General features: G+C 61.9%; 23 protein-coding genes. 10 read left to right on the forward strand and 13 right to left on the reverse strand.

The window, feature by feature from the left end:
• Window positions 1-212: 212 nt before the first annotated feature.
• From GCT19_RS30295 to GCT19_RS30325, 7 genes are all read right to left on the reverse strand, one after another.
• Entirely contained in the window at window positions 213-1,220 is a 1,008-nt protein-coding gene (locus tag GCT19_RS30295) for a response regulator (RefSeq protein ID WP_018433318.1), read from the reverse strand.
• Window positions 1,220-2,344, reverse strand: a complete 1,125-nt coding sequence (locus GCT19_RS30300; RefSeq protein ID WP_013092619.1) for a hybrid sensor histidine kinase/response regulator — start codon at window positions 2,342-2,344, stop codon at window positions 1,220-1,222. The genes GCT19_RS30295 and GCT19_RS30300 overlap by 1 nt, the downstream gene beginning before the upstream one ends.
• A gap of 8 nt (window positions 2,345-2,352) precedes the next feature.
• The gene (locus GCT19_RS30305) at window positions 2,353-3,708 is read right to left on the reverse strand and encodes a sensor histidine kinase (protein WP_013092620.1); all 1,356 of its coding nucleotides are present in this window, start codon (window positions 3,706-3,708) and stop codon (window positions 2,353-2,355) included.
• A 22-nt stretch (window positions 3,709-3,730) separates the two neighbouring features.
• Complete coding sequence (locus tag GCT19_RS30310; protein ID WP_176135292.1) at window positions 3,731-5,122, reverse strand: class I SAM-dependent methyltransferase; 1,392 nt, start codon at window positions 5,120-5,122, stop codon at window positions 3,731-3,733.
• Window positions 5,123-5,738: 616 nt separating this feature from the next.
• Window positions 5,739-6,146, reverse strand: a complete 408-nt coding sequence (locus GCT19_RS30315) for a DUF2000 domain-containing protein (RefSeq protein ID WP_013092622.1) — start codon at window positions 6,144-6,146, stop codon at window positions 5,739-5,741.
• Between the two features lie 44 nt (window positions 6,147-6,190).
• Window positions 6,191-7,036, reverse strand: a complete 846-nt coding sequence (locus GCT19_RS30320; RefSeq protein WP_152853971.1) for an AraC family transcriptional regulator — start codon at window positions 7,034-7,036, stop codon at window positions 6,191-6,193.
• A gap of 116 nt (window positions 7,037-7,152) precedes the next feature.
• Entirely contained in the window at window positions 7,153-7,668 is a 516-nt protein-coding gene (locus GCT19_RS30325; RefSeq protein ID WP_321576892.1) for a hypothetical protein, read from the reverse strand.
• 239 nt (window positions 7,669-7,907) lie between these two features.
• On the opposite strand from GCT19_RS30325, the gene GCT19_RS30330 reads away from it, so the two are divergent.
• Together GCT19_RS30330 and GCT19_RS30335 are read left to right on the forward strand one after the other, a co-directional pair.
• Complete coding sequence (locus GCT19_RS30330) at window positions 7,908-10,415, forward strand: alkaline phosphatase family protein (protein ID WP_227749355.1); 2,508 nt, start codon at window positions 7,908-7,910, stop codon at window positions 10,413-10,415.
• A 66-nt stretch (window positions 10,416-10,481) separates the two neighbouring features.
• Window positions 10,482-11,819, forward strand: coding sequence for a cytochrome-c peroxidase (locus tag GCT19_RS30335; RefSeq protein ID WP_152853972.1), 1,338 nt, complete (start codon window positions 10,482-10,484; stop codon window positions 11,817-11,819).
• 23 nt (window positions 11,820-11,842) lie between these two features.
• On the opposite strand, the gene GCT19_RS30340 is transcribed toward GCT19_RS30335, so the two are convergent.
• Window positions 11,843-12,439 (reverse strand): isochorismatase family cysteine hydrolase, encoded by a 597-nt coding sequence (locus tag GCT19_RS30340; protein WP_152853973.1) that lies wholly within the window; start codon window positions 12,437-12,439, stop codon window positions 11,843-11,845.
• Between the two features lie 233 nt (window positions 12,440-12,672).
• Between GCT19_RS30340 and GCT19_RS30345 the strand changes: the two genes are divergently transcribed.
• On the forward strand, window positions 12,673-13,668 hold the full coding sequence (locus tag GCT19_RS30345; protein WP_184128911.1) for an aldo/keto reductase: 996 nt from the start codon (window positions 12,673-12,675) through the stop codon (window positions 13,666-13,668).
• 93 nt (window positions 13,669-13,761) lie between these two features.
• Window positions 13,762-14,160, forward strand: a complete 399-nt coding sequence (locus GCT19_RS30350) for a hypothetical protein (RefSeq protein WP_013092627.1) — start codon at window positions 13,762-13,764, stop codon at window positions 14,158-14,160.
• A 10-nt stretch (window positions 14,161-14,170) separates the two neighbouring features.
• On the opposite strand, the gene GCT19_RS30355 is transcribed toward GCT19_RS30350, so the two are convergent.
• Window positions 14,171-15,811, reverse strand: coding sequence for an MFS transporter (locus tag GCT19_RS30355; RefSeq protein ID WP_321576893.1), 1,641 nt, complete (start codon window positions 15,809-15,811; stop codon window positions 14,171-14,173).
• A gap of 202 nt (window positions 15,812-16,013) precedes the next feature.
• Between GCT19_RS30355 and GCT19_RS30360 the strand changes: the two genes are divergently transcribed.
• On the forward strand, window positions 16,014-17,255 hold the full coding sequence (locus GCT19_RS30360) for a cystathionine gamma-synthase family protein (RefSeq protein WP_152853975.1): 1,242 nt from the start codon (window positions 16,014-16,016) through the stop codon (window positions 17,253-17,255).
• Window positions 17,256-17,321: 66 nt separating this feature from the next.
• Here GCT19_RS30360 and GCT19_RS30365 read toward each other — a convergent pair whose 3' ends face one another.
• The gene (locus GCT19_RS30365; protein WP_013092630.1) at window positions 17,322-17,690 is read right to left on the reverse strand and encodes an NUDIX hydrolase; all 369 of its coding nucleotides are present in this window, start codon (window positions 17,688-17,690) and stop codon (window positions 17,322-17,324) included.
• Window positions 17,691-17,935: 245 nt separating this feature from the next.
• Here GCT19_RS30365 and GCT19_RS30370 point away from each other — a divergent pair, with 245 nt between their 5' ends.
• Entirely contained in the window at window positions 17,936-18,847 is a 912-nt protein-coding gene (locus GCT19_RS30370; protein WP_152853976.1) for a CHAD domain-containing protein, read from the forward strand.
• A 67-nt stretch (window positions 18,848-18,914) separates the two neighbouring features.
• On the opposite strand, the gene GCT19_RS30375 is transcribed toward GCT19_RS30370, so the two are convergent.
• Window positions 18,915-19,268 (reverse strand): helix-turn-helix domain-containing protein, encoded by a 354-nt coding sequence (locus tag GCT19_RS30375; RefSeq protein WP_152853977.1) that lies wholly within the window; start codon window positions 19,266-19,268, stop codon window positions 18,915-18,917.
• A gap of 568 nt (window positions 19,269-19,836) precedes the next feature.
• Here GCT19_RS30375 and GCT19_RS30380 point away from each other — a divergent pair.
• The 3 genes from GCT19_RS30380 (at window position 19,837) to GCT19_RS30390 (ending at window position 23,050) form a co-directional block, all read left to right on the forward strand.
• Entirely contained in the window at window positions 19,837-20,103 is a 267-nt protein-coding gene (locus GCT19_RS30380) for a hypothetical protein (RefSeq protein WP_013092634.1), read from the forward strand.
• 441 nt (window positions 20,104-20,544) lie between these two features.
• Window positions 20,545-20,736 (forward strand): hypothetical protein, encoded by a 192-nt coding sequence (locus GCT19_RS30385; protein WP_152853978.1) that lies wholly within the window; start codon window positions 20,545-20,547, stop codon window positions 20,734-20,736.
• Window positions 20,737-20,941: 205 nt separating this feature from the next.
• On the forward strand, window positions 20,942-23,050 hold the full coding sequence (locus GCT19_RS30390; RefSeq protein ID WP_152853979.1) for an acyltransferase family protein: 2,109 nt from the start codon (window positions 20,942-20,944) through the stop codon (window positions 23,048-23,050).
• Between the two features lie 387 nt (window positions 23,051-23,437).
• On the opposite strand, the gene GCT19_RS30395 is transcribed toward GCT19_RS30390, so the two are convergent.
• Entirely contained in the window at window positions 23,438-23,842 is a 405-nt protein-coding gene (locus GCT19_RS30395; RefSeq protein WP_018433331.1) for a nuclear transport factor 2 family protein, read from the reverse strand.
• 460 nt (window positions 23,843-24,302) lie between these two features.
• Window positions 24,303-25,199: a LysR family transcriptional regulator gene (locus GCT19_RS30400; protein ID WP_026228262.1), complete on the reverse strand. Its 897-nt coding sequence runs from the start codon at window positions 25,197-25,199 to the stop codon at window positions 24,303-24,305.
• Window positions 25,200-25,306: 107 nt separating this feature from the next.
• On the opposite strand from GCT19_RS30400, the gene GCT19_RS30405 reads away from it, so the two are divergent.
• Window positions 25,307-25,915: a short chain dehydrogenase gene (locus tag GCT19_RS30405; protein WP_018433333.1), complete on the forward strand. Its 609-nt coding sequence runs from the start codon at window positions 25,307-25,309 to the stop codon at window positions 25,913-25,915.
• Window positions 25,916-25,917: the final 2 nt, after the last annotated feature.

Raw genomic sequence — 25,917 nt, forward strand, 5'->3', positions numbered from 1 at the left:
CAGAAATTTTGTATCTGACCGTCGTATGGATTGCCGGGCATCGAGCGCATGCCCACGACAAGGCCCTCCCTCCTCCGAAGGGGGAAATCGACTGGAGTCGGAACGGCTCGAGCAAGCCTTGGTCAGCGTCGCGCTGCTAGCCGCGGGGGGCTGCACCGCGAAGCCGGTAGCAGGGCAGGCGCGTCGAATGGCGCGCCCTCGAAGCAGGCAAATCAGAACTGCTCGATCCACGTGGCGAGGCGGTCAGCGGCGAACTCGCTACCGCGCTGCGCCGGCCGGAACGCGATCGCATTGCCTTCGCGTGCCGGCTGCAATGCACCGTCAGTGCCGTCGAGCCACAGCAGGCTCGCCAGCCATGCCGCGTGTCCGCTCGACACCGCGTTGTTGCCCGGCTCCGCGAGAAACTCCGCGAGCGTGGCCGGCTGGTCGCACACGAGACCATCGGCTGCGCGGCGCACATTGATGCCCGCCTCCGAAAGCGCCGCGGCCAGCACCGTCAGCGCGTCGCTCGCGGTCACGCTCGCGCCGCCGTGCCGGTTACGCAGCGTGGCCAGATGCGTCACCACGGCATGACCGAACGCGCCGCTGCGGGCACTCTCGGCCGCGATCAGATCCGAGTAGTCCTGCAGCAGCCAGTCCGGCTCGGAGTTCGGCACTTCGGCGAGCACCGCCGCGGCGAGATACGTCTCGACCGGCTGGAAGCGCTCGGGCCCGATCAGCGTAGCCGACAGCGAACGCACCAGACCAATCCGCGTGGCGACCACCTGCTTTTGCAGCACGCCGAGCTTCTCGCGCACCAGCGTGTCGCGCTCCTTGCGCAGCTCGGCCAGTTCGAGCGCCTGCTTCAGCTCCATGCGCAGCGCCGTGATGTCCCACGGCTTCTTGATGTAGCGATGGATATGGCCGAGGTTGACGGCCGCGACGGTCTGATCGATTTCCGAATACGCGGTGGTCAGAATCCGCACGACATGCGGAAAGCGCTCGCTCGCATAGCGCAGCAGCTCGTTGCCGAACTCGCCCGGCATGCGCTGGTCGGAGACGAGGACTCCGACCCTGTCGCCGTGCTCGTCGAGCAGCGCCTTGCCCTCTTCCACCGAGCCGCCAGTCAGGACCGGCGCCAGGCTTCCGATGGCACGCTGGAAGTACTTTACGGCGGTAGCTTCGTCATCGACAAAGATGATCGCCGGCGCCAACTCCTCTGTGGCTTTTGCTTCGTTCATCAACAACTCCTGTGCGTTTGACCTTTGATATGGGGGAAATCCAGCACTACGGTGGTGCCTCCCCCCGACGTGGACTCGATCCTGAGTCCGCCGCCACAGGACTGCATGACACGGTTGCATAGAATCAGGCCCAAGCCGTTCCCCCCGGATTTCGCGTGCGTTGTAATTGGGTCCGTCAACAGGCGGTCTTTGATCTCGGGCGGAATTCCAGGCCCGTTGTCGCAGATGCCGATGCTCGGGTGGGGTTCCGTCGTTACGGTAAAGCGCACCGACGGCGACGGCACATCCGCGAGCGCGCGCAACGCGTTGGACAACAGCGACGACAGCACGAGCGCCACGCAATTCGGCTGCGTGAGCACGGCAAAGTCGCTTTCGACGTCGACCTGCACCCACGAGCGCTGCGCGGTCGTAAACGGATACGTATCGAGCAACGCCGAGATCAGCCCATGCGCGGTGCTCTCGATACGCGCCTCGTCGCCCTCCTGTTGCCGGCGACGGCCGTTGTGGACCGAGCGCCAGAACGACGACACCACCGCCATGCAGTACTGCGCGCTCTCGCGCATCGATTTCGCGGCGCCGAGAATTTCGCCTTCGGCATCGCGCTCCGCGTCGGTGCGATCTTCGATGCTGTGCGCGTTCAACGCGATCGCAGCGAGCGGCGTGTTCAGTTCGTGCGCGATGAACGCGAGGGTTTCGTCGATCGCGATCAGACGCTGATTCTGCATCGCGCGTTCGTGGTAGCGGTCAAATGCCAGTTGCAGCGTATCGCGCACCGCCGCCGGCTTCAGCGGCTTTTCGAGGATGCGGAACACCTCGCCGGTGTTGACCGTCTGCAAGAGCATCTCGACGTCTGCGTAAGCCGTGACCAGAATCCGAACGATGTGCGGATACTCCAGCGCCACCTGGCGCAGCAGGTCGCCACCGTCGCGCCCCGGCATGCGGAAGTCCGTGACCAGCACTGCGATGCGGGCACTGTCCTGCTCGAGAATAGCGATGGCCTCGTCGCTGCTCGTCGCGAGCAGGACCTCGTAATCGGCACCGACGGTGCGCGCGAAATATTTGCACGCCAACTCTTCGTCATCGACGTAGAGAAGAGTGGGCTGTGTCTGTCGGATGTCATTCATGGTGTTTGTCAGGGCGCGGGCGACAGATCGAAACTGAATGCCGCCCAACTTCCCAGCTCACTCTCAGCAAACAGCAGGCCGCCATGGCGCTCGATCACCGCATAGCTGATCGACAGTCCGAGGCCCAGGCCCTGTCCCACTTCGCGGGTGGTAAAGAACGGTTCGAATACGCGCGCGATGTTCTCCGGCGCGATGCCCGGCCCGTTGTCTTTTACCGTCACGTGCAGGCGCTCTTCCGTCCATCTGACGTTGACGTGAATCGCCGGCGCGGGCGTGCCCGCCTTGCGCATCGCCAGCACCGCATTCGACAGCAGGTTGATCAGCACGCCGATGATGGCCGCCTCGTCGCCCTGCACCAGCGTATCCGCGGGCAGCTCGCGCGTCACCGTGACGCCGCGCAATTCATGCCCGACGAGCCGGATCGCCGAATCGAGCGCCTTTTCGAACAGGAACGGCGTGCCCAGTTCCGCCTCGGCGCCGGGCTTGCGATACGCGAACGTCTTCAGGTCCGACACGATGTGCTGGATGCGCTGCATGCCCTGCCGCGCATCGACCAGACACTCCTGCAGCGTCGGCTCCTTCTTCGAGATCGGCTCTTCCAGCGCAACCTCGATCGCCATCAGGCAGAAGTTCACCGGATTGTTCACTTCATGCAGCAGGCCCGCCGCGAGCGTACCGATCGCGGCCATTTTTTCCTGCTGCAGCAGTTGGCCCTTGATGTCGAGCAACTGCCGATTGATCACTTCGAGCTCGGCGTTCTTCGCGGAGACCTCCGCGTTTTTCTCGGACACCTCGGCCTTCAGGCGAAACAGCATGAAGCGCACGCGTTCGTTGAAGAACGTGTAGACCGCGCTCGCGGCCGCGGCGAACAGAAGCAGCAGAACATTGACGGTCATCGTGCCGAGCGGCACACCTCCATGCGGAGGCAACAGGCAGGCCAGCAGATACAGAAAGCAGGACAGCACGCCGAACACGAGGTTTTGCCACAAGCCGAACGGCAACGCAATCCCGGACGCGAAGATGGCCAGATTCAGGCCCATGTAGTAGGGCGACAGGACACCGTCGGTGCGCCAGATCATCCATGAAATCATCGCCTGCGGCAGGAGCAGCCAGGACAGCGTCAGCCATGGAGTGAGCCGTCGCCCCATGTCGGTGTCGAGCAAGGCGACGATACCGCCGATCATCAACGACACGAGCAGACGCGCGAGCGCGAACGACGTCTGATACTGCGGATACTGCGCGTAATCCAGCCCCACGCCGAGCAGCACGAGCGCAATCGCGGTGCACGCGCCGCCCCGGCTGAACGTGACGCGAAAGTCGGCCAGCTCGGTTTGATAGCCGCTCTGCAGGGGACTGGTAGTCATGGACAGGGATGTCGACACGGTTTCAGAGGATCGTTGCTTCCGCGAACACATTCACCCCGGTCTCGTCGACGTAGAGCTTCTGGTCAGTGGAGTTGGGGGGAAGCAGCGAGCTCATGCCGCTCTCGTTCCGATAGATCAGGTACCACTCGAGCAGATGCTCCATCCCGTACTTCTCCGGATTCGCGGAATGGACGTTGGTGACCAGCAACTGGCCGCCGGGTCGCGTGCGAGCGGCGAAGTAACTGAGCAGCCGTGCGCAGACCTTGTCCGACAGATAGTCGAACAGACCGGCGCAGTACACTGCGTCGAATTCGCGCGCGGACGGGTCGGTTGAAATCTTACGCTTGAGCAGGTCGTGCACCGACTGATGCACCATTTGCACCGAGACTCTATGGCCCGCGGCGTGCGCCGAACTCTCGATCGCGTCCTTCGTGAACGCCAGCGTTTCCTCGCTGAAGTCCACCAGTTCGAACGACAGAAGCTCCGGATGCGGATATTCACGCACGAAGCGCTGGATCTCGAAAGCGGGCCCGCAACCGACGTTGAGGATGCGGAACGGCCTGCCGGCCGCGCGCGCCGCCTCGGCCTGCCGCGTCAGGAAGTCGATCAGCAGTGTGATGCGGTTGCGGTGCGCGGTCGCGACCGCCGCCTGCAGGAACGCGGTATTGACGATCTGGAAGTAAGTGGTCGGCCCCTGCTGCGGATCGCTGAGGATCTGGTTGACCATCTCGTAGTCGCCGGCATAGCCGAGCGGCTTGGTGAACGTGCGGTAGACGAACGGCGCGCGCAGCAGCAACGGATGCAGTGCCGATTGCGCATACGTGCGATGCACGGGTGCGATCTCCGCGTCGACGCGCTCGGCCTCTTCCTCGAGACGGTCGAGGAAGAACTTGATCTTGAGCATGATCGGCGTGGCGAGCTCGTAGAACAGGTCCTCGCGCAGCCTGCCGCCTTCGGTCTTCGGCAAGCTCTCGGTCAGGTCGACCTGCTCCACCCAGCGCGACACTTCCGACAGGAATGCGCGCATCTCGTTCACGACGATCTGATAGTCGCGGCGGATATTGAAGCGCGCGTCCCAGTCGCTAATAAAGAGTTCTGCTTCCCGCCCGACCGACTTCGCCTCATTAGGCAGAACGCTAAGTTCGCGCCATTCGTCGATAAGTGCCAGTGAAACCACCGCGGTCAGACCGGTGTTCACCAGACTCACCACCACTGCCTTGCCGAGATAGGCATTCTTGGTGCCCATGCGCACGCTCAGCTCGCTTAACACCTCGCTGACCTGCACGATGGAATAGGGGTTATAGACCTCCATGACCAAAGACTTTCTCTGGAGGTTAATGATCGTCCCACGCACATGCTCGCGCTGCGAGTTGCGGAAGCTGACCACCGGGTCGATTTGCGTTTGAGAGTACACGGTATTAGTACCTGAGGAATCCGGGAACGCAGCAGGGTGTTGGAGAAGTCCAGTGAATGGCTGCCGCACGCACGACACCAGCGACAAGTCGTGGACGCGTTTCAGACCAAAATTGAGCTGGAAACACCAAAGCCCTTTGCCAGAATGGCTCCAGCGGCTTGCAGTGTAACATCAACAGGTTCAATTCTCACTGAGGTTAAATTCAGGTCGAAACGTATACGCAAGGTTTTCTTGCGAGCATGTCCATGCTATAGAAAAACCGTTTTTGCAAAAAATAATTTGGAACGAGTTGGCGACCGCGCGGGCGCAAGCGCCGACAATTCGTTTCTCGACAAAGACTTGCAATTGCATTGCCACGACGGCGACACGATCCGCTATAGCGGGGGTGCGTTACTTGTGCGTTTCTGATCTATGCCCTTTGGATAGACTGGCGCTTTGACGCAATACCGTTTCGAGACTCGAAACGATGTGAAATGAAACCGCAATTGATGCTTCGTGCATTCGCCGAATAAGCTTTTTTTGTTTTAACGCAATTCGCGTCCGGTGCGGCAAACGTTTCTCTTTCAACTTCGACGCGAGTGCCGCCGACCATCGAGCGGCGCTCGCACTCGTTGAGTCATTCGTGCAAGGCCAAACCTTTCACGGCCTTGTCGACGGCTTTCTTCGGTCCGTGCAGTGCGAGTCCAACGAGGTCGAGATTCGCCGCGTCCTCGGCGCGAAACACTGCGCGGTTCGCCGCGTCATGCCCCGTCGAAAACATCGCGTGCACATACGGCACGATTCTGAGCTCGCGCGACAGCGCCTGCCGATGCGCACCCTGCAGACCGGACCGGTCGGCGGCGAACACCATCATCGGCTGGCCAAGCATGCGGCCGTAGCGGTGCCCGGCGGCATCTTCGTACGGCTCGCCCAGCGCATCGGGCGCCGCGGCCGCGACGCCGGTCGCGAGAAACGCGACCACATTGAGCTTCTGCCAGACCGCGAGATCGCTGCGCACGATCAGCGCCACTTTGGTATCGAACATGATGACTCCTCGTTGAGCCGCTCATGATCGACGATGCCGCGCGATCAGTCTGGAACGTTTGTGCACATCTGCCGATACGCGGCTGGCGTCATCCGGTACGCGCGACGAAACCAGCGGCCGAGATGGCTCTGGTCTGCAAAGCCCACTTCGGCGGCGACCTGCGCGGGCGTGCGGCCGGTTGCGAGCAGGCGCCGCGCGGCGCGCAGGCGCAAGCGCACCAGATACGCGTGCGGCGACGTGCCGAACGCGCGCTGAAACAGACGCGTCAACCTGAACCGGTCGATGCCGGCAAGTTCGGCGAGTTCGTCGAGCCCGAGATTGCCGTCCATATGTTCGTGCAACAGATCGCGCACCCGCGCGATCGCCGGGGACGCGGCGGAGTCGCCGGTGAGCGGCGCGTCGCGCAACTGCGCGCCGAGTCGCAGCAGCAGACGATCGAGCGTCTGATCGCGCGCGAGCCTGCCCTCGTTGCCGTGAAGCGCGATGAAGGCCTGGCGGATCGCCTCGACTAGCGCTCGGTCATCGACGAGCGTATGGCCGAACGCCGCTTCGACGCCGGCCAGCCCCGGCAGATCGAGCCGGTGCGCCGCGCGCTCGACCCAGGCTTGCGGCAGATACAGCATCGCGTACGTGAAGCCGCCCGCCTCGGGCGCGTGGCCGTCGTGCAGCGCGCCGGGCTCGATCAGGATCGCGCGGCCCGGCACGCTCGTGTGCAACGACCGATGACACTGGAAGCGTTGCACGCCCTGCTCGGTGTAGCCGATCAACATGTCGTCGTGATCGTGCGGATCGTACGCGTGGCCGCTGAAATGCGCGCGCAGGCTCTCGATGCCGGTTTCGGCATCGCGGCGGGCGGTTAGCCAGTTGGCGGGATTGAGTGGAGTGGGCATGGATTGGAGCTGACGGCCGCGGGCGATGCGGCCAGCGGATAGTGTACGGCAGCGTCGGAAGCGGGACTGGCGGAGTTGCCAGCGTCACGCGCTTGCGAAGCGAGCCGCAACCGGGTTCACGGCTTCTTCGAGCGCGGGGGCTGGGCGTTGACGAACGGGTTGTAGCCGTGCGGGCTCGCCGGCCGATCCGCTTGCTGATTCGCGCGGCGGCGCTTGCCGGGTCGTTGGTTGCCGGACAATTGCGCAAGCAGTTCTTGCGATTCCGCTTGCGCTGGCGATTCCGCTTCCGTTTCCGTTTCGTCCACCGGCGGTACGGCTTTTCTGCCGCGTCTCGCGGGCGTTGGTTCGGCGTGCGAGGCGACGCCCGCGATATGTTCGATCACGGACATGAAGGATGCCGTTGCCGATCGAACCGGCTGTCCGGGCAGCATCGTCAGCGCGACGATCTCGTGCAGTGAACGGCCATCGACGGAACGGCCCTGCACGGTGCCATGCCAGTCGACATTCGCCTGCGCGAAACCGCCGACGACACGTTCGAGCACAGCCGGCGACAGCACCCCACCGTCGTACAAGCGGATGACGACGCTCTCGAAAATCTGAAACGAGGTGATGTGCGTTGCTTTCGGCGCCACGGTTTGTCGCCTGGTGGGTTTGTCTTCCGGTTCTAGTCAGCAAATCACATGCCGAGGCGACCGCCCGTCATCACGAATTAGAGCGAACCGTCGGTCGGGCCGCGGGACGTCATCACGTCCCTGTCATATGGCATTGGGAAGATCGCGACGCCAGCCAGGCCCGCGACGTCGAGCGGTGTTGAGTCTTGCGGCAAAGAAAAAAAACGACGACCGACAACCCACACGACCCAGCTACGACCATGAAAAGAAGCGCCTCGACACTCGCCGGTTTGGGAGTCATGCTTTCGCTCGCCGCTTGCGGCTCCGACAATGTCAGTTCGCCCGCCACCGGCTCGAGTGCCAGCGCGAATACCAGCACCAGCGTCACCGCGACGGGCATCGCCGCCGCGGGCGCGCCGATCGTCGGCGTCAGCGTCACGGTCACGGACAGCGACGGGAAGAGCACGCAGTCGAGCCTCACCGATGCGACCGGCAAGTTCACCGTGTCGATGACGGGCAAGGCGCCGTTCGTTCTGACCGCACCGTTCAACGATATCGACGGCACGCCGGCCACCCTGTCCTCGGTGATCAATCCCGCTCCCGCGTCGTCGGGTGCGGCGGTGTCCGTGGTCGCCAATCTGAATCCGCTGACCTCGCTGCTCACGCAGCGCGTGCTCGGGATCGTGCCCAATGGCGCGCCCACCGGCGCGCAAATCACGTCGGCGAAGATTTCCGCCAGCAGCATCGCCCAGGCCGACGCGGCGGTTGCGAGCGCGTTGCAGCCGCTGTTCACCGCGTTCAACGTGCCGGCCGCTACCGTCGCGGACCCGATCGGCACGCCCTATAAAGCGGATGCGAGCAACCCGCTCGACAACCTGTTCGATATCGCGCGCTTCACGGTGCACGCCGGCACGGTCGCCGCCGGCGTCGATGCCAACCGCGCGCAGGTTTCGATTCCGCCCACCGGCGCGGTCTCCGGCGCGATGCCGGCCGCCGCCGTGAGTTCGGCGTTAGCACTCAGCAACAGCACAACCACCACGCCGATTCAGCACGTGATCGTGGTGGTCGGCGAGAACCAGACTTTCGACGGCCTGTTCGGCGGCTACGTCGCGCCGGCCGGCCAGACGGTCAAGAACCTGCTGTCGGAAGGCATCATCAACGCGGACGGCACGCCGGGTCCGAACTTCGCGCTGGCCGCGCAGAACCAGGGCAAGCCGCAAACGGCCTACACGATCAATCCGACGCGCGGCGCCGCGTACGCGACACTGCCGCAGCCTGAACAGATCGGCATCGAAAACCTGCAGACCTTCACGACCGGCGGCGGCACGCCTGATACGCGCTTCCCGGCCACGCTGCCGAACGGGCCGTTCCAGATCACCAAGTACGTGCCGTACGCGCAGCAGGTCACCGCCGTCACGCCGTTGCTGACGCTCTACTCGATGACTGGCGACCCGGTGCATCGCTTCTTCCAGATGTGGCAGCAAACCGGCGGCGATAACAGCAAGCTGGACATGTTCACGTGGGTGGCCACCACGGTCGGCCAGGGCGGCGACACGACCGGCATCACGCCGCAGAATCCGTCGCAGGGCGGCGAACTGATGGGCTTCATGAACATGTCGAGCGGCGATGCGCCGTATTTCCAGTCGCTCGCGCAAACCTATGCGGTGAGTGACAACTACCACCAGTCGGTCATGGGCGGCACCGGCGCCAACTTCTTCTCGATCGCGACGGCCGACCTGCCGTACTTCAACACGGCCGGCGCCGTCGCAACCCCGCCGGCCAATCAGATCGAGAATCCGAACCCGCTCGCGCAAACGGAGAACTTCTACACGCAGGACGGCTACGAGGGCGGCTCCTACGTGAACTGTTCGGATGCGAGCCAGCCCGGCGTGTCGGCGATCGTCAACTTCCTCGCCACGAAGAAGGTCGCCAGCAATTGCGACGCGGGCAAGTACTATCTCGTCAACAACTACAACCCCGGCTATGACCTGAACGGCAACGTCCAGCCGATCGGTCCGAACAACTACAACTATCCGCCGCAGACCGTGCCGACCATCGCCGAGGCGCTGGCCGCCAAGGGCGTGTCGTGGAAGTGGTACACAGGCGGACGCACCGCCAGCGATCTTGCCGCCGAAACTCAGCTGCTGCAACTCGCGAACGGTTTGCCCGCGGCGCAGGCGGCGGCGCTCGCGCAGGCGGCGCAGTACAACGTGATCGGCGATCCGCTGGTCGCGTCGAGCAAGGTGATGGGCACGCCCGCGCTGAAGGCCAACCTGACCGATCTGACGACGTTCACCAACGACATCAAGAACAGCACACTGCCCGCGGTGTCGTTCGTCGTGCCCAAGAACCTCGACAGCGGTCACCCCGGCTATTCGGCCCCGGCCACCTATGAGGCGTTTCTGAAGACCGTGATCGCCAACGTGCAGGCCAATCCGGCGCTGTGGGCGCACACAGCGATCCTGATCACCACCGACGAAGGCGGCGGCCACTTCGACACCGGCGCGATCCAGAACCTCGATTTCTTTGGCGATGGTCCGCGGATTCCGATGCTCGTGGTGTCGCCGTATGCCCGCAAGGGGATGGTCGACCACACGTACTACGATCATGCGTCGGTGCTCAAATTCATCGAACGCAACTGGCGCCTGCAGCCGCTGTCGACGCGTAGCCGCGACCGGCTGCCGAATCCGGTCACCTCGACGCAGAGCCCGTATCTGCCGGTCAACACGACCTCGATCGGCGACCTGATGGCGATGTTCAATTTCTGATCGACGAGGGTATCGAAAGAACGGTGGGGCTTTCGCTCCACCGTTTTTCGTTGAAACGACGCACGCATGCAGATGATTCGAGATTGCTTCATTGCCGCCTTCGCCGCCTCTACGCTGAGCATCAGCTTTTCGGCCACCGCGCAAGCGCCGTCGGGCAATACACCGGCGGCGAGTGGCTTGGCCGCGGCGTCGAAGGCGGCGCCCAGGGCGGCCGCCAAAGTGTCGGTGCAAAGATGGGTTCGCTACCCCGCGAGCGCCGCCGCGTTGAGCCCGCGAGCCGAACTCGGCAAGCAGATCTTCTTCGACGCGTCGCTATCGGCCTCGGGGAAGATGTCGTGCGCGAGCTGCCATAGTCCCGAGCATGCCTACGGTCCGCCTAACGGCCTTGCCGTGCAACTGGGCGGCGCCGACATGCGCCAGCCCAGTACGCGTTCGGTGCCGTCGCTGCGCTATCTGAGCTACACGCCGCTGTTCACCCGGCACTTCTATACGCCCGCCTCGGAAGATACCGAGGACGAAGGACCGACGGGCGGCTTCATGCGCGACGGAGCCGCCGCATCGTTGCACGATCAGGCATCGATGCCGATGCTCAATCCCAACGAGATGGCCAACCATAGCGCGGCCGAAGTCGTCGCGAAGCTGCAGCACAGCGCCTATGCCGACACCTTCAGGAAAGTCTTCGGCGCCCAGGTCTTCTCGCAAACGGATAAGGCGTTCGCGCACATCGGCGAAGCACTCGAAGCATTTCAGAGCGAGGACGCGAGCTTCCATCCGTACACGAGCAAGTTCGATGCGGCGATGTCGGGCAATGCGGACTTCACCGCGCAGGAACTGCGCGGCTACGCGCTGTTCAACAACCCCGACAAGGGCAATTGCGCGAAGTGCCATCTGGACGCGCCGGGGCCCGGCGGACGGCCGGCGCAGTTCGCCGACTTTTCGTTCATCGCGCTGGGCGTGCCGCGCAACCCCGAAATTCCGGCCAATCGCGATCCGAAGTATTTCGACCTCGGGCTGTGCGGCCCCTATCGCTCGGATCTGGCAAAGGAAACCGGCTTCTGCGGCATGTTCAAGTCACCGACGCTGCGCAACGTCGCGACGCGCTCGGTGTTTTTTCACAACGGCCGCTTTCATAAGCTGGAGGACGTGCTGCGCTTCTATGTCGAGCGCGATACCAAGCCGGGAAAGTGGTATCCGAAGGGAGCCAACGGCAAGGTCGACAAATTCGACGATCTGCCGCCGCGCTATCGCGACAACGTCGACCTCGCGGACGCGCCGATGGATCGGAAGCTCGGCGGCAAGCCCGCGCTGAGCGACACGGAGATTCGCGACGTCATCGCATTCCTGCAGACGCTGAACGACGGCTATTCGGTCACGTCAGGCGGGCCGAAGGCGCCGGTGCGATAACGAGTCGAGTCGTTGATATCGGTCTATGCGAGCAGTCGTAACGCATCCGCGAGCGACAGCACCGTTGTGCGTGAAGCGAATGCCGTAGCAAACAGATGTTCATGAACCACCTGGTCCGGGTCGAAACAGCAATCCTTGACCGTGTACAAGCGGAAGTCCGCGTCGCTCGCGTACGCGACCGAGGAGAGCACGACTCCGGTCGACGCGATGCCGACCATGATCAGCGAATCGATACCTTGCGCGGAGAGTCGCGCCTCCAGATCGGTGCCGAAGAACACGCTCGCACGATGCGCGATGACGAGCGGTTCGTTGGCCTGCTGGCCCAACTCCGGCGCGGTCCGGTCTTCGAGGAACAGGCCGAGGTTTTTGATTCCCTGCCCATTCCTGTTCAACGGGCTGACTTCCGGATAGCCCGGACTGAACCGGAGATTGGCGAAATAGACGCTGACGCCTTTGGCCCTCGCCGCGTCGCATAACCTGCGCGTATTGGCGAGCAACGCCGGCGCGACCGATGGAAACAGTCCGAGAATGTCGGTCTGGTAGTGCATCACGATAAGCGCGGTTCGCGATGGTGCGATGGTCTCGTTCGCGATGCCGTCAGAACCTGTGCTGGTTGTCATCTGCCACCTTTGTCCCGGTTCCACGTCCTGTTGTCAGAGCGGCCGTTTCGATGCCGTGGAAATCATACTTCATCGCATCGCGGGAGCGAGCATCGGCTCCGCCCGACGCCTATTCCACCCACTTCAACGGTGCCGCCCGCTTGCTACACTACGTACCGAGGTCGCCGGCACTCCCGCAAGGGTAGTGAAGCACCTGCGACGTAACTTCGCAAAAACAGAGGATGAGCATCCAAATGACGCTTTCGACGAGAAAATTTGGTCGTACCGGCTGGAATGTGTCGGAAATCGGTTTCGGGGCATGGGCGATCGGCGGCTCGTGGGGCAGCGTTGCGGAAGATGACGCCAAGGCCGCGCTGAACGCCGCGCTCGACAACGGTGTCACGTTCCTCGACACCGCCGATGTCTACGGCGACGGCCGCTCGGAACGGATCATCCGGGACGTGCTGCGGCAACGAGGCGGCGAACGCCCCATCGTCGCCACGAAGCTCGGGCGCCGACTCGATCCGCATGTGACCAGCGGCTATCTGAACAAGCGCGAGCTCGAAGCTTTCATCGACCGGAGCCGTTCGAACCTCGGCGTCGACACGCTCGACCTGGTGCAGCTGCATTGCCCGCCCACCGAGGTCTATTACCGTCCCGAAGTGTTCGACGCAATGGACGACTTCGTCGCCGCCGGCAAGATCCGCTACTACGGCGTGTCGGTCGAAAAAGTCGAAGAAGCGCTGAAGGCGATCGAATACCCGAACGTGGTTTCGGTGCAGATCATCTACAACATGTTCCGTCAGCGCCCCGCCGATCTGTTCTTCAGGCAGGCGCAACAGAAAGACGTTGCGGTCATCGCGCGCGTGCCTCTGGCTAGCGGCATGCTCACGGGCAAGATGTCCGCGGAATCGGTTTTCGCGTCGGACGATCATCGTGCATTCAATCGGCATGGCGAGGCGTTCGACGTCGGCGAGACGTTCTCCGGCGTGCCCTACGACGTCGCGTTGAAAGCGGTCGACGAACTGCGCGGCCTCGTCCCCGTGGACGCCTCCATGGCGCAGCTGGCCCTGCGCTGGATCCTGATGGAGGAGGCCGTCTCCGTCATCATCCCTGGCAGTAAAAACGCGGCCCAGGCGGCGTCGAACGTGTCGGCCGCAAACCTCGCGCCGCTGTCCGACGAGGTCATGCAACGGGTCCGGGACGTCTATCAGCACCATATCGCGCCCCACGTCCACCAGCGCTGGTAACGGCAACGCGGTGGCGGCTTCGCCGCCCGCGCATTCGACATGCAGCGAGCACTCGGAGTAAATTGTGTTGGCATCTCGACTCTGGAGAACCTCATGACAGACATCGCACTTGCACGCAAAGATGCTTGCCTCGCAGTGGTTCATGCGGTATTGACGGACTTGAGCGACGACAGCAATCTGATCGGCGCGGCGCTGCGTGTTGCGGATTACCTCGTCGATGATCTCGAAGGCAAGATCACCGAGACCGACGCCATCCTGCTCGCGGTCACCTCGCTAACCAAGGTCAATCGCGCGATTCGCGAGTGGAACGACGTGGACGGCAACACGATGGATGCGATGAGAGTCGCGGACTTCGTCATCGATGAGCAACTGCACGGGTACGACAGCGCCACCATTCCGCATCAACCGATTTCGTCCGCGGAAAGAATCGAGGCGCGAGAGGCTGCGGTGATCCGGCCGACGGGCTCGCCGGTGCGGCCCGTTCACCACTGAGTTTCGTAGCTCACTGCGGGCGCGCTACCGCCGGACGTTTCAGCGGCTGCAGCGTGGCCATCGCAAGCCCCGCTCCAGCGAACGCACACGCGGCGCAGACGAGCGCGACGGCGCGCAGCGCGTCGGTCATCGACTCGGCTTGCGCGCGCGCCACGGCTGCCTCTCGCGGCGTAGGCGAGGCGCCCGCTGCCGCTCCCGCTTGCTCGACCGGCGCCAGCAGTTGCCCGCGCTGGCGTACATCTTGCGGTACATGCAGTTCGTCGAGGCGGACCGATAGCGCCGCGTGATGCGACCACACGAAGACGATGCCGAGCACCGCAATCGCCAGCAGGCCCGCCACGCGCGCAACGGCGTTATTGATGCCGGACGCCACTCCTGTGCGGTCGCTCGGCACCGCGCCCATCACGGTCGTGGTGAGCGGCGCGACGGTGATCGTCATGCCGAGCCCGAGCACGACGAGCGCGGGGAAAAATCCAGCCAGATAGCTGCCGCGCACGAACGGCAGCGCCAGCAGCGCGAACCCGATTCCGGCAACGCCCGGGCCAACGGTCAGCAGCGCGCGCGAACCGAAGCGGTTCGTCAGACCGCCGGTGAAGCGCGATAGCAATCCGATGATGACCGGCACCGGCAACAGCGCCGCGCCCGCTTGGGTCGCGGTGTAGTCATGCGCGCGGATCAGCGTGAACGGCAGGAAGAAGAACGCGCCGCCAAGGCCGAAGTAAAGCAGCAGTGTGACGAGGTTGGCACCCGTGAAGTCGCGCGAGCGAAACAGGTCGAGCGGCACCATCGGGTTCGGGCTGCGCGCCTCGATGATCACGAATACCGCGAGCATCAGTACGCCGGCGCCAATCGCACAGAACACGAGCGGATGCCCGAAGCCACGCGCCGACGCCTCGGTCAGGCCGAACGTCAGCGCGGCAAGTCCGGTGGCCGCGCTCAGTGCGCCGGGCCAGTCGAGCTGTCGAGGCGCATCGGCCCTGTGGCTGTTGGGCACCGCCAGAATGGCGAGCGCGATCGTCAGCGCCGCGAGCGGGACGTTCAGGAAGAAGATCGCACGCCACGACCACGCGTCGACGAGCCAGCCGCCGGCCACCGGCCCCACGGCCGACGTGATCGCGCCGACGCCCGCCCAGGTGCCGATTGCCCGTCCGCGCGCGGCGTCGTCGAACACCGCGCCGATGATCGCGAGACTGCTAGGTACCAGCAGTGACGCGCCGATGCCTTGAACCGCTCGCGCGGCGACCAGCGCCGGCGCATTCGGTGCAAACCCGCAAGCAGCCGACGCCAGCGTGAACAGCGCGACGCCCGCCACGAACACCGTGCGCCGGCCGAGTTTGTCGCCCATCGATCCGCCGACCAGCACGAGCGAGCCGAGAAACAGCAGATACGCGTTGACGACCCACTGCATCGCCGCGACGCTCGCGCCGAGTTCGCTCTGAATGGACGGCAGCGCGACGTTGACGACGGAGCCATCGATGAACGCCATGCTCGAACCAGCGATGGTCGCGGCGAGCGCGAGCCGCTTGCGCGGGCACGGGCGGTCAATCGTGAGGGGCTGGGTGCGGATGACGAGTTCGTCGCACGGACTCGCCTGCGCGGCAATGATGCGCGCCGTATTCGGCTTGCTGCCTGGATGATCCGGCTTGGCCACGCTCCCTCCCGTGGTGGTCGATGGAGACTTAGAGCCTGTGCGTGCCACCGAGGCTAGTCAACCCCCCAGCGCAACATCGCGGAGCGCGTTTTGCCCATTCGGAGTGTCCGGCGCCGGCGGGCGGGACGCTAAAGACTTCGCCGGCGGACGGTTACAGGCGATAATCGGTCGCAAGCAATCGATCTGAAAAGGCGGAGAAGGAATGGACAAGCAAGGTTTCACCACTGGCATCGTTCACGGCGACAGAACCGCGGGCACTGAGCACGGCGCCTTGCGTCAGCCAGTTCATACGTCCGTGCAATATGGTTTCGAGCGCGTCGAGGACCTGATCGGCGTGTTCCAGGGCACGAAGAAAGGCGGCTTCAATTACGCACGGCAGGGCACCCCCACCACCGCGGCGCTCGAGCGCAAGATCACCAGCCTCGAAGAAGGCGTCGGCACGGTCTGCTTCAGCACCGGCATGGCCGGCATCACCGCGACGTTCCTCACGCTGCTGCGCGCGGGCGATCATCTCGTGTCGAGCCGCTACGTGTTCGGCAACACCAATAGTCTGTTCGGCACATTGCGCGCGCTCGGCGTCGAAGTCACGACCGTCGACGCGTGCAAGCTCGACGACGTGAAGAACGCAATCCGGCCGAATACGCGCATGATGTTCGTCGAAACCATCGCGAATCCGGGTACGCAGATTCCGGACCTCCAAGGTATCGGTGACGTGTGCCGCGAGCGCGGCATCGCGTACGTCGTCGACAATACGATCACCTCGCCTGCATTGTTCAAGCCGAAGGCGGTCGGCGCGAGCCTAGTCATCAACTCGCTGACGAAGACTATCGCGGGTCATGGCGCCGCGCTCGGCGGCGCGGTGACGGATACGGGCCTGTTCGACTGGAGCGCGTATCCGAATATCGCCGACGACTATCGGCGCTCGGCGGCGAAAGATCAAGGGCTTCTGCAGATCCGCAAGAAGGGCCTGCGAGACATGGGAGCGTCATTGTCGTCCGAGCAGGCGCACTCGATCGCGATGGGCGCGGAAACGCTCGCATTGCGCGTGAAACAAAGCAGCGACAATGCGCTCGCGCTCGCACAGTTTCTCGAAGGGCATGAAGCGATCGGCAAAGTGTTCTATCCTGGCCTGAAGAGCCATCCGCAATACGACATCGCTCAGACGCTGTTCAAGGGCGCGTCGTGGCTGTTGTCGTTCGAATTGCTCAACGTGGATCGCATGATCGAAGTCGTCAACGCGCTGAAGCTGCCGGTCAAGGCGACCGGTCTCGGCGACACGCGCACGCTGATCATTCCCGTCGCGCCGACGATCTTTTTCGAAGCCGGGCCGGAAACGCGCAAGGCGATGGGGATTTCGGACGGCATGCTGCGGCTTTCGGCGGGCATCGAGGATATCGACGATCTGATTGCCGATTTTGCGCAGGCGCTGAAGTTGGCGGCGTAGTTTGCGGGACTTTGAAACTGGAGCGAGGCCGGTGCGCCGGTCTCGCTCGCGTGGCTGCGGGCAGGGCTACTTCCTGCGCCGCTGATTCATCAGTTTCACGATATCGGTCGTCGGCCCGCTGGTCACGAGGCGAGGGATGTCATCCAGATGAAACCAGCGACACCTGGATATTTCGTTACTCGGACGAGCTTTTGCGCGATTCGATATTTCGCAGGAAAACACGTGGTGGTGTTTCTGCTTGCCACGGAAGTCGAACAGGTGCTTGGCTGACTTCCCGGAGAGTTGTGTTTCTTCCTTGAGTTCCCGAAGTGCGGCGTCCGTTCGGTGTTCGCCGCGCTTGAGAATTCCGCCCGGCAAAGCCCACTTTGATGCACTACGTGCGACCAGAAGGATTCGCTTACCTCTGCGACAGATCACGGTGGCGCGTTTCTTCAAACCGAACTCCCACTTATGCCCTGGATGCTCTCAAGACGTGCGCGACGCGGCGGCGTATCGGGCGGTATCAGACATAGTTGAGCATGCTAATACAGAACCGCAGAATGCGGTGATGTTTTCGAAGTGAGGACGGTAAGCGCGCGCGGAATCTTAATGCGTGTCATCGGCGCGTCACAATCTCGGCGGCCGAAGCTCCCTATGGTAAGGTCTCGGCAGTGCGTTTTTTTACCCGACTTGAGGCTGCAATGGATATGGATGGTGACTGGTCCTTGCCACGGCCAAATTCGCTCTTCAAGGTCAACCGCCGGACGGCCGGTCCATCGCTGTCAAAATCGAGTTCCATTGCCAGTACCTTCTCGTCGCTCGCGGCGCCAGTGGTGGCCGAAGCCGTGCAAAGGGCGAAAGAGCTATCCACGAAGAGCGATGCAGAAGGGTTTCATCAGCTTCGCGTCGCTTTCAGAAAGCTTCGTGCTTTGTACTGGGCGTACTCCCCATACCTCGGCGACGAATCGACCGCGCACGCCACCGAGGAATTCAAGCGTCTTGCGGCCGTCGCGGGCGGAACGCGTGACTGGGACATAGCAGGCGATCTGCTGAAAGCCGCCCAGCAGTCCGGTGTCTCGATCGAACCGCTGATGGCCGCGGCGCGCGAGAAGCGCGCGCAGGCGGTGGTGCATAGCCAGACGATGATCAAAAGCGACGATGTCGAGGCGTTCCTGAACGACGCCCTGCTTCGCGCGCAAACCACACTACTGTCGCGCTGCGACGGTCTACCGATTCGGGCGTTCGCCGAGAAGCGTGTCCGTCTGGCGCAGCGTGCGCTTCAAAAGCGCAGCAGACGCGCCGCACGCAGCGAGGACACCCACGAAGAGGATCTGCACGATGTCAGAAAGGCAGGCAAAAAGCTCAGGTACCTGCTGGAGTTTTTTCAACCCGTGATCAAAGGCGGACACGGTCGCACCATCAAGGAACTGACATCCGTGCAGAACAAGCTGGGGCAGTTCAACGACATTGCCGCAAGCGAGGCGCTAATTCGCAACGCGTCCTTCAAGGAAGTTCCGCCCGAGGTCGTGCAGGAATCGCTGCAATGGTTGGTAAAAGAGAAGTCCCAACGGATGCGGGCGGCATCGCGACAGGTTCGGGCTATCTCTAACTGAGACGGGCGCGAATCGGCTCATTGATTGGCCGCGCGGGCGAAAAGCGCGGGGCATTGATCGCTTTGCGTCATCTGCCGAATAGCTTCTTTTTGCGCCAGGTTGCAAATGCGTCTTTGATGTACACATTGCCGGGTTTGTCGGCGAGCGCATATGCCTGCTGTTCGGTCATCCAGTACCTCTGTCTAGCCGCGTCGTACTGGAGATAGCCAGCCGCAGCGAGGTCGGCCAACCACTCGCGCACGCAGCGGACTTCTGTTTCGGTTATCTCTGCAAGCTGTTCTGCCGACGACGGATTTTCAGCCAGCGCTGCAAAGAGTGCCAATCTATTACTGGCATCTATCGTGGGTGCGTAGATGACCGGTTCACGACGATAATGAATTGCGCCATAGAACCTGGCAAACTTCCCGGTATAGATAGCCATGACTGCCTCCTCACTTTGCATCGTGCAAAGACGGGCCGACGGGATGGCCCACTGGATCACATTGAATTGCGACGTCGGATCGGGGACATGGAGAGTCCGATGGCGCAAGTGTGCGGCCAACAGTGAAACGAGAAAAGCTAATTTAGCTAAGCTTAAATAAGAAACGCTAACGTGCCGGGCCGCGTGCTGCGGCGTTGCTTGACCCTACTACCGTAGTCACCTTCACGATCGAGATCATGTTCAACAGACATCCTGTCGATCCAGATGGACACTACCCGCGACTTCACCGACGCCGCGCCGATGCGCGCTCTCGCTTTCTGCCCGTCATGACACCACTGACTCTCGGACGACTGGCTCGCGAGGTAGGGCTCGCGCGCTCCTCGCTCCTTCACTACGAAGCGCTCGGTCTCTGACTTAAGCAAATCGGCCAAACATCTGTTGTGGGTCGAGCTGAATCGGACGGTATCGGACTCAGTTCGGCCAGGAGCGCGCGTTCGACATCTATTGCTGCTGGAATGGACTATGATCTTTGCATGTTCGCAAGGCGAGCATTGGAGATCCCAACACCATGGCTCAATATCGTTCAGTCGGCGGGCTTTTCACTTTGGAGCCGGAGCAAACGGTCACCTGGACCACGACGATCGGCAGCGGGCTCGACGGAGGCGTCGTTGTTCAGGCTCCAAACATCATCGACGATGTGATCGGCAGCGACGTGCTTGTGACCGTCAATCAGGGTGTGATCGCGACTAATAACGGTCTGAATTACACGATTACGATCACCAATCCCGGTCCACGTCCGGTTCCGCACAATTTGAATATCCAGGACTGGAACTGAAATGTCGAAAATCTCGGTCATCAGTCAAAAAGGCAGATTGGTCGGAACCTGGATACCGCCTCAGAGCGCAATATCCGGCATGCCGATTTCAGCCCCCGTAGCCGGACCCAATCAAACACTTCACGAAATCGATATAGAGGACCCGGAATCCTTCGTGCGCCAGAAAGCGCTTCCTGAGTTGCATAGGTTGGTCAGACAGCGTTTGGGGCTCAAATAGACCGGCACATCAACGGCGGTTTTCCGCGGGTAGGCGATGTCTGATCGGCCAGAGCGATTCGGGCAGTAGCGGTCAGTCGAGCAGTCATGCCATAGCAAGTAGTGTCGCGCTTTCAGAAAGCCGTACGGTGGTGTTTCGAAAGCATCGCTTTGGAGTTTTGAAAGCTGCTGCGCGCGAGGGCGAGATTCGATTTCGCGATTACAGATGTTGCCTGCGCAAAGCTGGTGAACGCGGCTACCGCCGTTGCCAGCAACCATCTCTCTGCAAGGGCCTGTGGCCCCCGGCAATTCAGCCAGTTGCAGCTCGCGCTGGCACTGGCATTTGCATTCAGCACCCTTAGCCTCGCGCTCAGCGAGGAATCCATAGCGCCGATGAAGTTCCTCGACGATGAAGTCGACATTTCTTATCGCTTCTGAGGGGCAGCGCACGAAACACGTCGCGGGCCGATACATGTCCCCAAACTTTTTACGTCACACTCGTACGTAAAAGCAGACGAGAGAAATGGCAACAGCTTGACTATCTGTCTCCCGCGGTTTTCACGCAGCGTTTCTACTTGAGCAAGATCGCTGCGAAACCCGTTGGCGTCCACGGATTCCGACCGACCTCATTAACTCTCATGCCATGAATCCACGCCATAGCGCGACTACTGCGCCGCAACTCGCCCGTCCTGCGCACGCGGAATACATCGACGGTTTGCGTGCGGTCGCAGTATTGTCGGTCATCGTTTATCACCTGTACGCGCGGTGGTTACCCGGCGGGCTTGCAGGAGTCGACATATTTTTCGTGGTTTCCGGCTTTGTTGTAAGTGCATCCGTTGGAAATCTCGAATCGATGCAGTTTTCGCGCTTCGTGTTCTATTTCTATTCGCGTCGAGTGCAGCGGATCGTGCCAGCGCTCGTGGCGTGCCTGCTGGTGACCGGCCTGTTTTCAGCACTGTTCATTCCAAACGCGTGGCTGAGCGATACCAACAAATACACCGGCTTCTTTGCTTTCTTTGGGTTGAGCAATCTGGTGCTCGCGGTAGCCGGTGATGACTATTTTTCGCCACGCGCCGAATTCAATCCGTACCTGCATACCTGGTCGCTTGGCGTAGAAGAGCAGTTTTATCTGATCTTTCCGTTGCTTTTCTTCATGTGGGTGGCCAAACGTCCGAGAAAGACGCTTTGCGTGGTTCTGTTCGCCGGCGGGCTCGCTCTGTCCGTGTTGAGCGCATGGTGGCTTTCGAGGCGAAATGAAGGGCTCAACTTTTACCTGATTCCAGGGCGTTTCTGGGAATTGGCATCCGGTATCCTGCTATACCAGTTGCTCGCGGTCGCGAAGCGCCCGCTCGGCGTGATCGACCGCAATGGGACGCTGGGTTCGATGGCGTTGCTCGGTGGTTCGCTGGTGCTGCTTGCGGCCGGTTTCACGGTCTTGCGCCCGGAGCAGCTTCCTTTTCCGGGAGCGCTGCTGCCGGTTGCCGGCACGCTTGGCGTACTGTACGCGCTGCACGGAAGAGCACCGCGGGATTGGCTGCACAGGCTGCTCATTTCACCAGCGGTGACTTTCGTCGGCGCGATCTCATATTCGCTTTATCTCTGGCACTGGCCTGTGATCGTGCTGCTGCGGTGGACGACGGGGATCGATGCGCCTGTCTGGCGCGTGCTTGCGGTCGTACTGACCTTCGCGCTGGCGACAGCGTCCTGGTACTACGTCGAGAATCCTGTGCGGCGCTCGGCGGTCCTGAAAGGCATGCGGCGTCCCGCTCTCGTAGGCGCGGGCGTAGCTACGTTGACGTGCGGAGCGCTGTTGTGGATCGGCATTCAGGTAGCCCAGCTGAATCTGTCGCTGAGCGTGGTGTCACAACGTGCCGACGACTGGTATCCGAGCCGCCCCCTCGAGGCCAGCAATGACGGATGTCTGGACACGTGGGATAGGACGAAGCTCAACGGGGGGCGCGTATGGACATATTCACGTTCGGGATGTTCGCTTCCGGCGACCTATCGCGGGCGCCTGTACGTGATCGGCGATTCGCACGCGATGGCCTACAACAGGATGTTGCGCGAATTCGCCCGGGATACTGGCGTGAAGGTCTTCGCGTACAACAATGGTGGCTGTCCGTTCATGGTTTTGCTGCCGCGCAAACAAGATGAAGTGGCGAGCTGCGCACCGGGGACGGATGCGGCAATCGCTCAAATCGAGGCGCAGGTCAGGCCCGGTGACGTGATCTTCCTGCCTTCGCTGCGGCTGCCACGTTTCTCCGACGAGTGGGCCCGCTTCGACGACTCGAGCGCCTGGGACTACATGTTTGGTCCAGAGGCCGTGCAAAGCCGGGTAGACGGCGTGCGAGAGGCCATTCCAATCTTGCAGAAACTGGCAGCCAAAGGGGCGAAGGTCATCCTGGAGGGGCCGACACCCGAGTTCCGGAGCCAGCCGTTCCGATGTTCTGACTGGTTCAATCGCGACAATCCGATCTGTTCCGGCGGCGACAGCATCGCCCGTGCGGATCTGGAAGCCTTGCGGGCGCCGGTGCTCGAATCCTATGCGCACATCGTGCAGGCGGTCCCCGCAGTTAGCGTATGGGACCCGTTGCCACCACTGTGCCCAGACTCGGTCTGCTTAACGCACACCGCCGACGGCCGGCCGCTCGTCTTCGATGGCGATCACCTCAGCGGCTATGCAAACAGGCTTCTGTTGCCAAGCTTTAAGCAGCGCGTCAGCGAGCTTATGGAAGCGGGGTCCGCGAGCTGATGCGGGGAAGTACCCAAGCTCGCCCAGCCGGTATTCGATCTTCGGACTAACTTCATCCTTACCGACAAGGGTTTGAGGCCGATAGATGGGAACGCAAGCCGCAAATTGCCCACTGATTTTTTGAGGCATTTTCAAACTTCGTTCCCACGATTCAGACGTGAAACTCTGGACTGGATAGGACGGACGATGCAGATTGGCCGGTTCAGCTCGGCCATCAAGAGTCGCTCGCACGCGGCGTGGGTCGGACATTAGGGTGACCGCTCCACACCCGAGATCTGTCATTGTTGTCTTTGGGGCGGTCATTAAACGAAGCCCCGCCTGTATCGGCGACCAGTTCCGCGGCTGCTGAACGTTGCGTGGCGCTTCAATCAATGCAGGCCAATATTTCTATCGTCGATGGGCCGCCGCTTCAGGCGCCGTGTCGTGGTATTCCTTGAATTTCGTGATTCTTCCGTTTTCGATCGTGAACACGTGAGCCCACTCATCTTCATACGTAATGCCCGTTGAATTTACGCGCCAGCGCTGCACCCCAAGGACGACGACCTTGTCTTCGCTGGCAACAAAATCGAGAGGTTCGAACCTTTCGGCAGTCTGAGTCGCAGCAAGCACACTGAAGAATTCCGCGACCCCCTGAGGGCCGTGCCTTCTACCAGCGAATGGGATGACCTCTGTAGGCCCAGGTATGAACCAGTCGACATTGTCGGCGAGCGTTTTCAGGACGCCGCCAATGTCGGCTTTGCTGAAAGCATCGTATGCTTGCTGCACCAATTGAACATTTTGTTGCTCGCTCATTGCGCCTCCCCTAATCGCCGATTGGAGATCTCCCCGTATTGCCACAGAATCGAGGCCGTTACCAGATCATCATAGTCAAGTCACCGAAAACCGTGCGCTCGCCGACCGGCAAAAAGCTGAGAACCTGCCGGTCGCTCCAGGCTCATGGATGGCGGCCGTTGGATCCTCGAAAGCTGCCGTTGACGTGGTACCGGGTCGAACGGCAACTAGGCGTCGAACTGAGCGCTCTCGGACGCAGTGCGGCCATGACGCAACCTTCGTCAGATGCGTTGGTCGGATATCCACATGACAGCGCCCCCTCGGCAAGCGGTCATCCGCCCGCCGGACCACCTCGTACCCAATGCTGTTTGCGCGAGCGCCTGTTACATCTTTGAAGCCGGGCGTCGATGTTCTAGCCGGAGGCGCTTCTGTCAGCCGAAACGGGGCACCATTTTCGTGCGGACCATCAAGCGTAAAAAGCTCACTGGGACGCTTCTCGCTCCCGCACATGCTCGAGCAGATGCGCAACGAATCGGGTGAGCTTCGGCAGGGGGCGCAGGTCGTGTCGATACACGATGTGGACCGGGTGCGGTTTGGGCGAGTAGGCTTGCAGCACTTGTACCAACGTTCCGCTTGCCAGATCGTGGGCCACCAGGACCTCCGGTTGCAGCAACAATCCCGCACCTGCGATTGCAGCCATGCGCAAGCCGTTGCCGTCATTGCACGTGAACACCGATTCCGTTGCCAGACGCAGGCTGTCCCCATCCTCTAGCTTCCAGCCGCCAGGGCTATTCCATACCGTATGAGACAGGCAGTGATGGGCAGCCAGATCCTGCGGAGTCTCCGGACACCCGTATTGAGCGAGATAGCCCGGCGACGCACAAATCACCATGCGGTACATCGTCAACGGCTTCGCAACCAGATCGGCATCGCCCAATTCACCAATGCGGATCGCCAGATCAAAACCCTCGTCAATCAGGTTGACGTTGCGATTGCTCAGTTCCAGTTCCACGCGCACGAGCGGATGCATCTGCCGGAACGTCGCGGCCAGCGGGGCGATGACACAGGCGCCAAAGGTGATCGGCGCGCTGATACGCAGCGTGCCGGACGGTGATGCGCGTAGCCGCTCGACCGACGTTTCCGCGATACGCATGTATTCGAGCGCACGCTTCGCGTCTTCGTAAAAAACGCGGCCGGCATCAGTCAGACTCTGGCGCCGTGTAGTGCGCTCCAACAGCCGCGCACCGAGACGCTCTTCAAGTTCGCGCACATATTTGCCGACCATGACCGCCGATATGTCCAGCCGCTGCGCTGCTTCGGTGAAGTTGCCTCCCTCGACGACGGCAACGAAGGTTTCCATGGCACGCAGTCTGTCCATATTGCGAACTCTGGGTTAGAAGTGCCGGAAATTAAAGCACATTTATGGGTATTTCGGTTCGGGGAAGAATGGCGACGTTTCAACCTGAATTCGAAAAGGAGTGTTTTATGAAGATCGTCGTAATCGGTGCCGGTGGGGACGTTGGTCGTCCCGTGGCGGATGAGCTTGGGCGTGACGGCAAACACGAAGTCATTCGTGTCGGTCGTACCCGGGGTGATCATCAAGTTGACATCACCCGCGACGACAGCGTGAGCGCGCTGTTCGAGCAGATCGGCCCCATCGATGCCATCGTTGCCGCTGCAGGCAATGTCATCCTGGCTCCTGTTGAGAAAATGACAGCGGCCGATTTCCATAGAGGCTTGCAGGACAAACTGCTCAGCCAGGTGCGCGTCGCGTTGATTGGTCAGCATTACCTCAGCGACGGCGGCTCTATTACGCTGACCTCCGGTATCGCCGTCGACGATCCGATTGCGCAGGGTTCCCATGCCGCAGCGTCGAATGCCGGGATTGAAGGCTTCGTGCGTGCCGCTGCTTGCGATTTTCGCCGGGGCATCCGAATCAATGCCGTTAGTCCGACCATGCTGCTCGAATCCATGAACCGGTTTGGTCGCTTCTTTCCCGGCTACGAAGGCGTGCCGGCGACACGTGTGGCAATGGCCTATCGACGCAGCGTGGAGGGCGTCCATAGCGGTCGCGTATATCGGGTTGGCCACTGAAA

This window comes from Paraburkholderia atlantica, assembly GCF_009362785.1.
Taxonomy (GTDB): domain Bacteria; phylum Pseudomonadota; class Gammaproteobacteria; order Burkholderiales; family Burkholderiaceae; genus Paraburkholderia; species Paraburkholderia atlantica.

Coding starts and splice junctions, on each gene's coding strand:
- GCT19_RS30330 (WP_227749355.1), top strand. CDS start 7,908: ATGAAAAGAAGCGCCTCGACACTCGCCGGTTTGGGAGTCATGCTTTCG.
- GCT19_RS30360 (WP_152853975.1), top strand. CDS start 16,014: ATGGACAAGCAAGGTTTCACCACTGGCATCGTTCACGGCGACAGAACC.
- GCT19_RS30315 (WP_013092622.1), bottom strand. CDS start 6,146: ATGTTCGATACCAAAGTGGCGCTGATCGTGCGCAGCGATCTCGCGGTC.
- GCT19_RS30320 (WP_152853971.1), bottom strand. CDS start 7,036: ATGCCCACTCCACTCAATCCCGCCAACTGGCTAACCGCCCGCCGCGAT.
- GCT19_RS30350 (WP_013092627.1), top strand. CDS start 13,762: ATGACAGACATCGCACTTGCACGCAAAGATGCTTGCCTCGCAGTGGTT.
- GCT19_RS30400 (WP_026228262.1), bottom strand. CDS start 25,199: ATGGACAGACTGCGTGCCATGGAAACCTTCGTTGCCGTCGTCGAGGGA.
- GCT19_RS30305 (WP_013092620.1), bottom strand. CDS start 3,708: ATGACTACCAGTCCCCTGCAGAGCGGCTATCAAACCGAGCTGGCCGAC.
- GCT19_RS30395 (WP_018433331.1), bottom strand. CDS start 23,842: ATGAGCGAGCAACAAAATGTTCAATTGGTGCAGCAAGCATACGATGCT.
- GCT19_RS30370 (WP_152853976.1), top strand. CDS start 17,936: ATGGATATGGATGGTGACTGGTCCTTGCCACGGCCAAATTCGCTCTTC.
- GCT19_RS30340 (WP_152853973.1), bottom strand. CDS start 12,439: ATGACAACCAGCACAGGTTCTGACGGCATCGCGAACGAGACCATCGCA.
- GCT19_RS30390 (WP_152853979.1), top strand. CDS start 20,942: ATGAATCCACGCCATAGCGCGACTACTGCGCCGCAACTCGCCCGTCCT.
- GCT19_RS30335 (WP_152853972.1), top strand. CDS start 10,482: ATGCAGATGATTCGAGATTGCTTCATTGCCGCCTTCGCCGCCTCTACG.
- GCT19_RS30405 (WP_018433333.1), top strand. CDS start 25,307: ATGAAGATCGTCGTAATCGGTGCCGGTGGGGACGTTGGTCGTCCCGTG.
- GCT19_RS30375 (WP_152853977.1), bottom strand. CDS start 19,268: ATGGCTATCTATACCGGGAAGTTTGCCAGGTTCTATGGCGCAATTCAT.
- GCT19_RS30295 (WP_018433318.1), bottom strand. CDS start 1,220: ATGAACGAAGCAAAAGCCACAGAGGAGTTGGCGCCGGCGATCATCTTT.
- GCT19_RS30300 (WP_013092619.1), bottom strand. CDS start 2,344: ATGAATGACATCCGACAGACACAGCCCACTCTTCTCTACGTCGATGAC.
- GCT19_RS30345 (WP_184128911.1), top strand. CDS start 12,673: ATGACGCTTTCGACGAGAAAATTTGGTCGTACCGGCTGGAATGTGTCG.
- GCT19_RS30380 (WP_013092634.1), top strand. CDS start 19,837: ATGGCTCAATATCGTTCAGTCGGCGGGCTTTTCACTTTGGAGCCGGAG.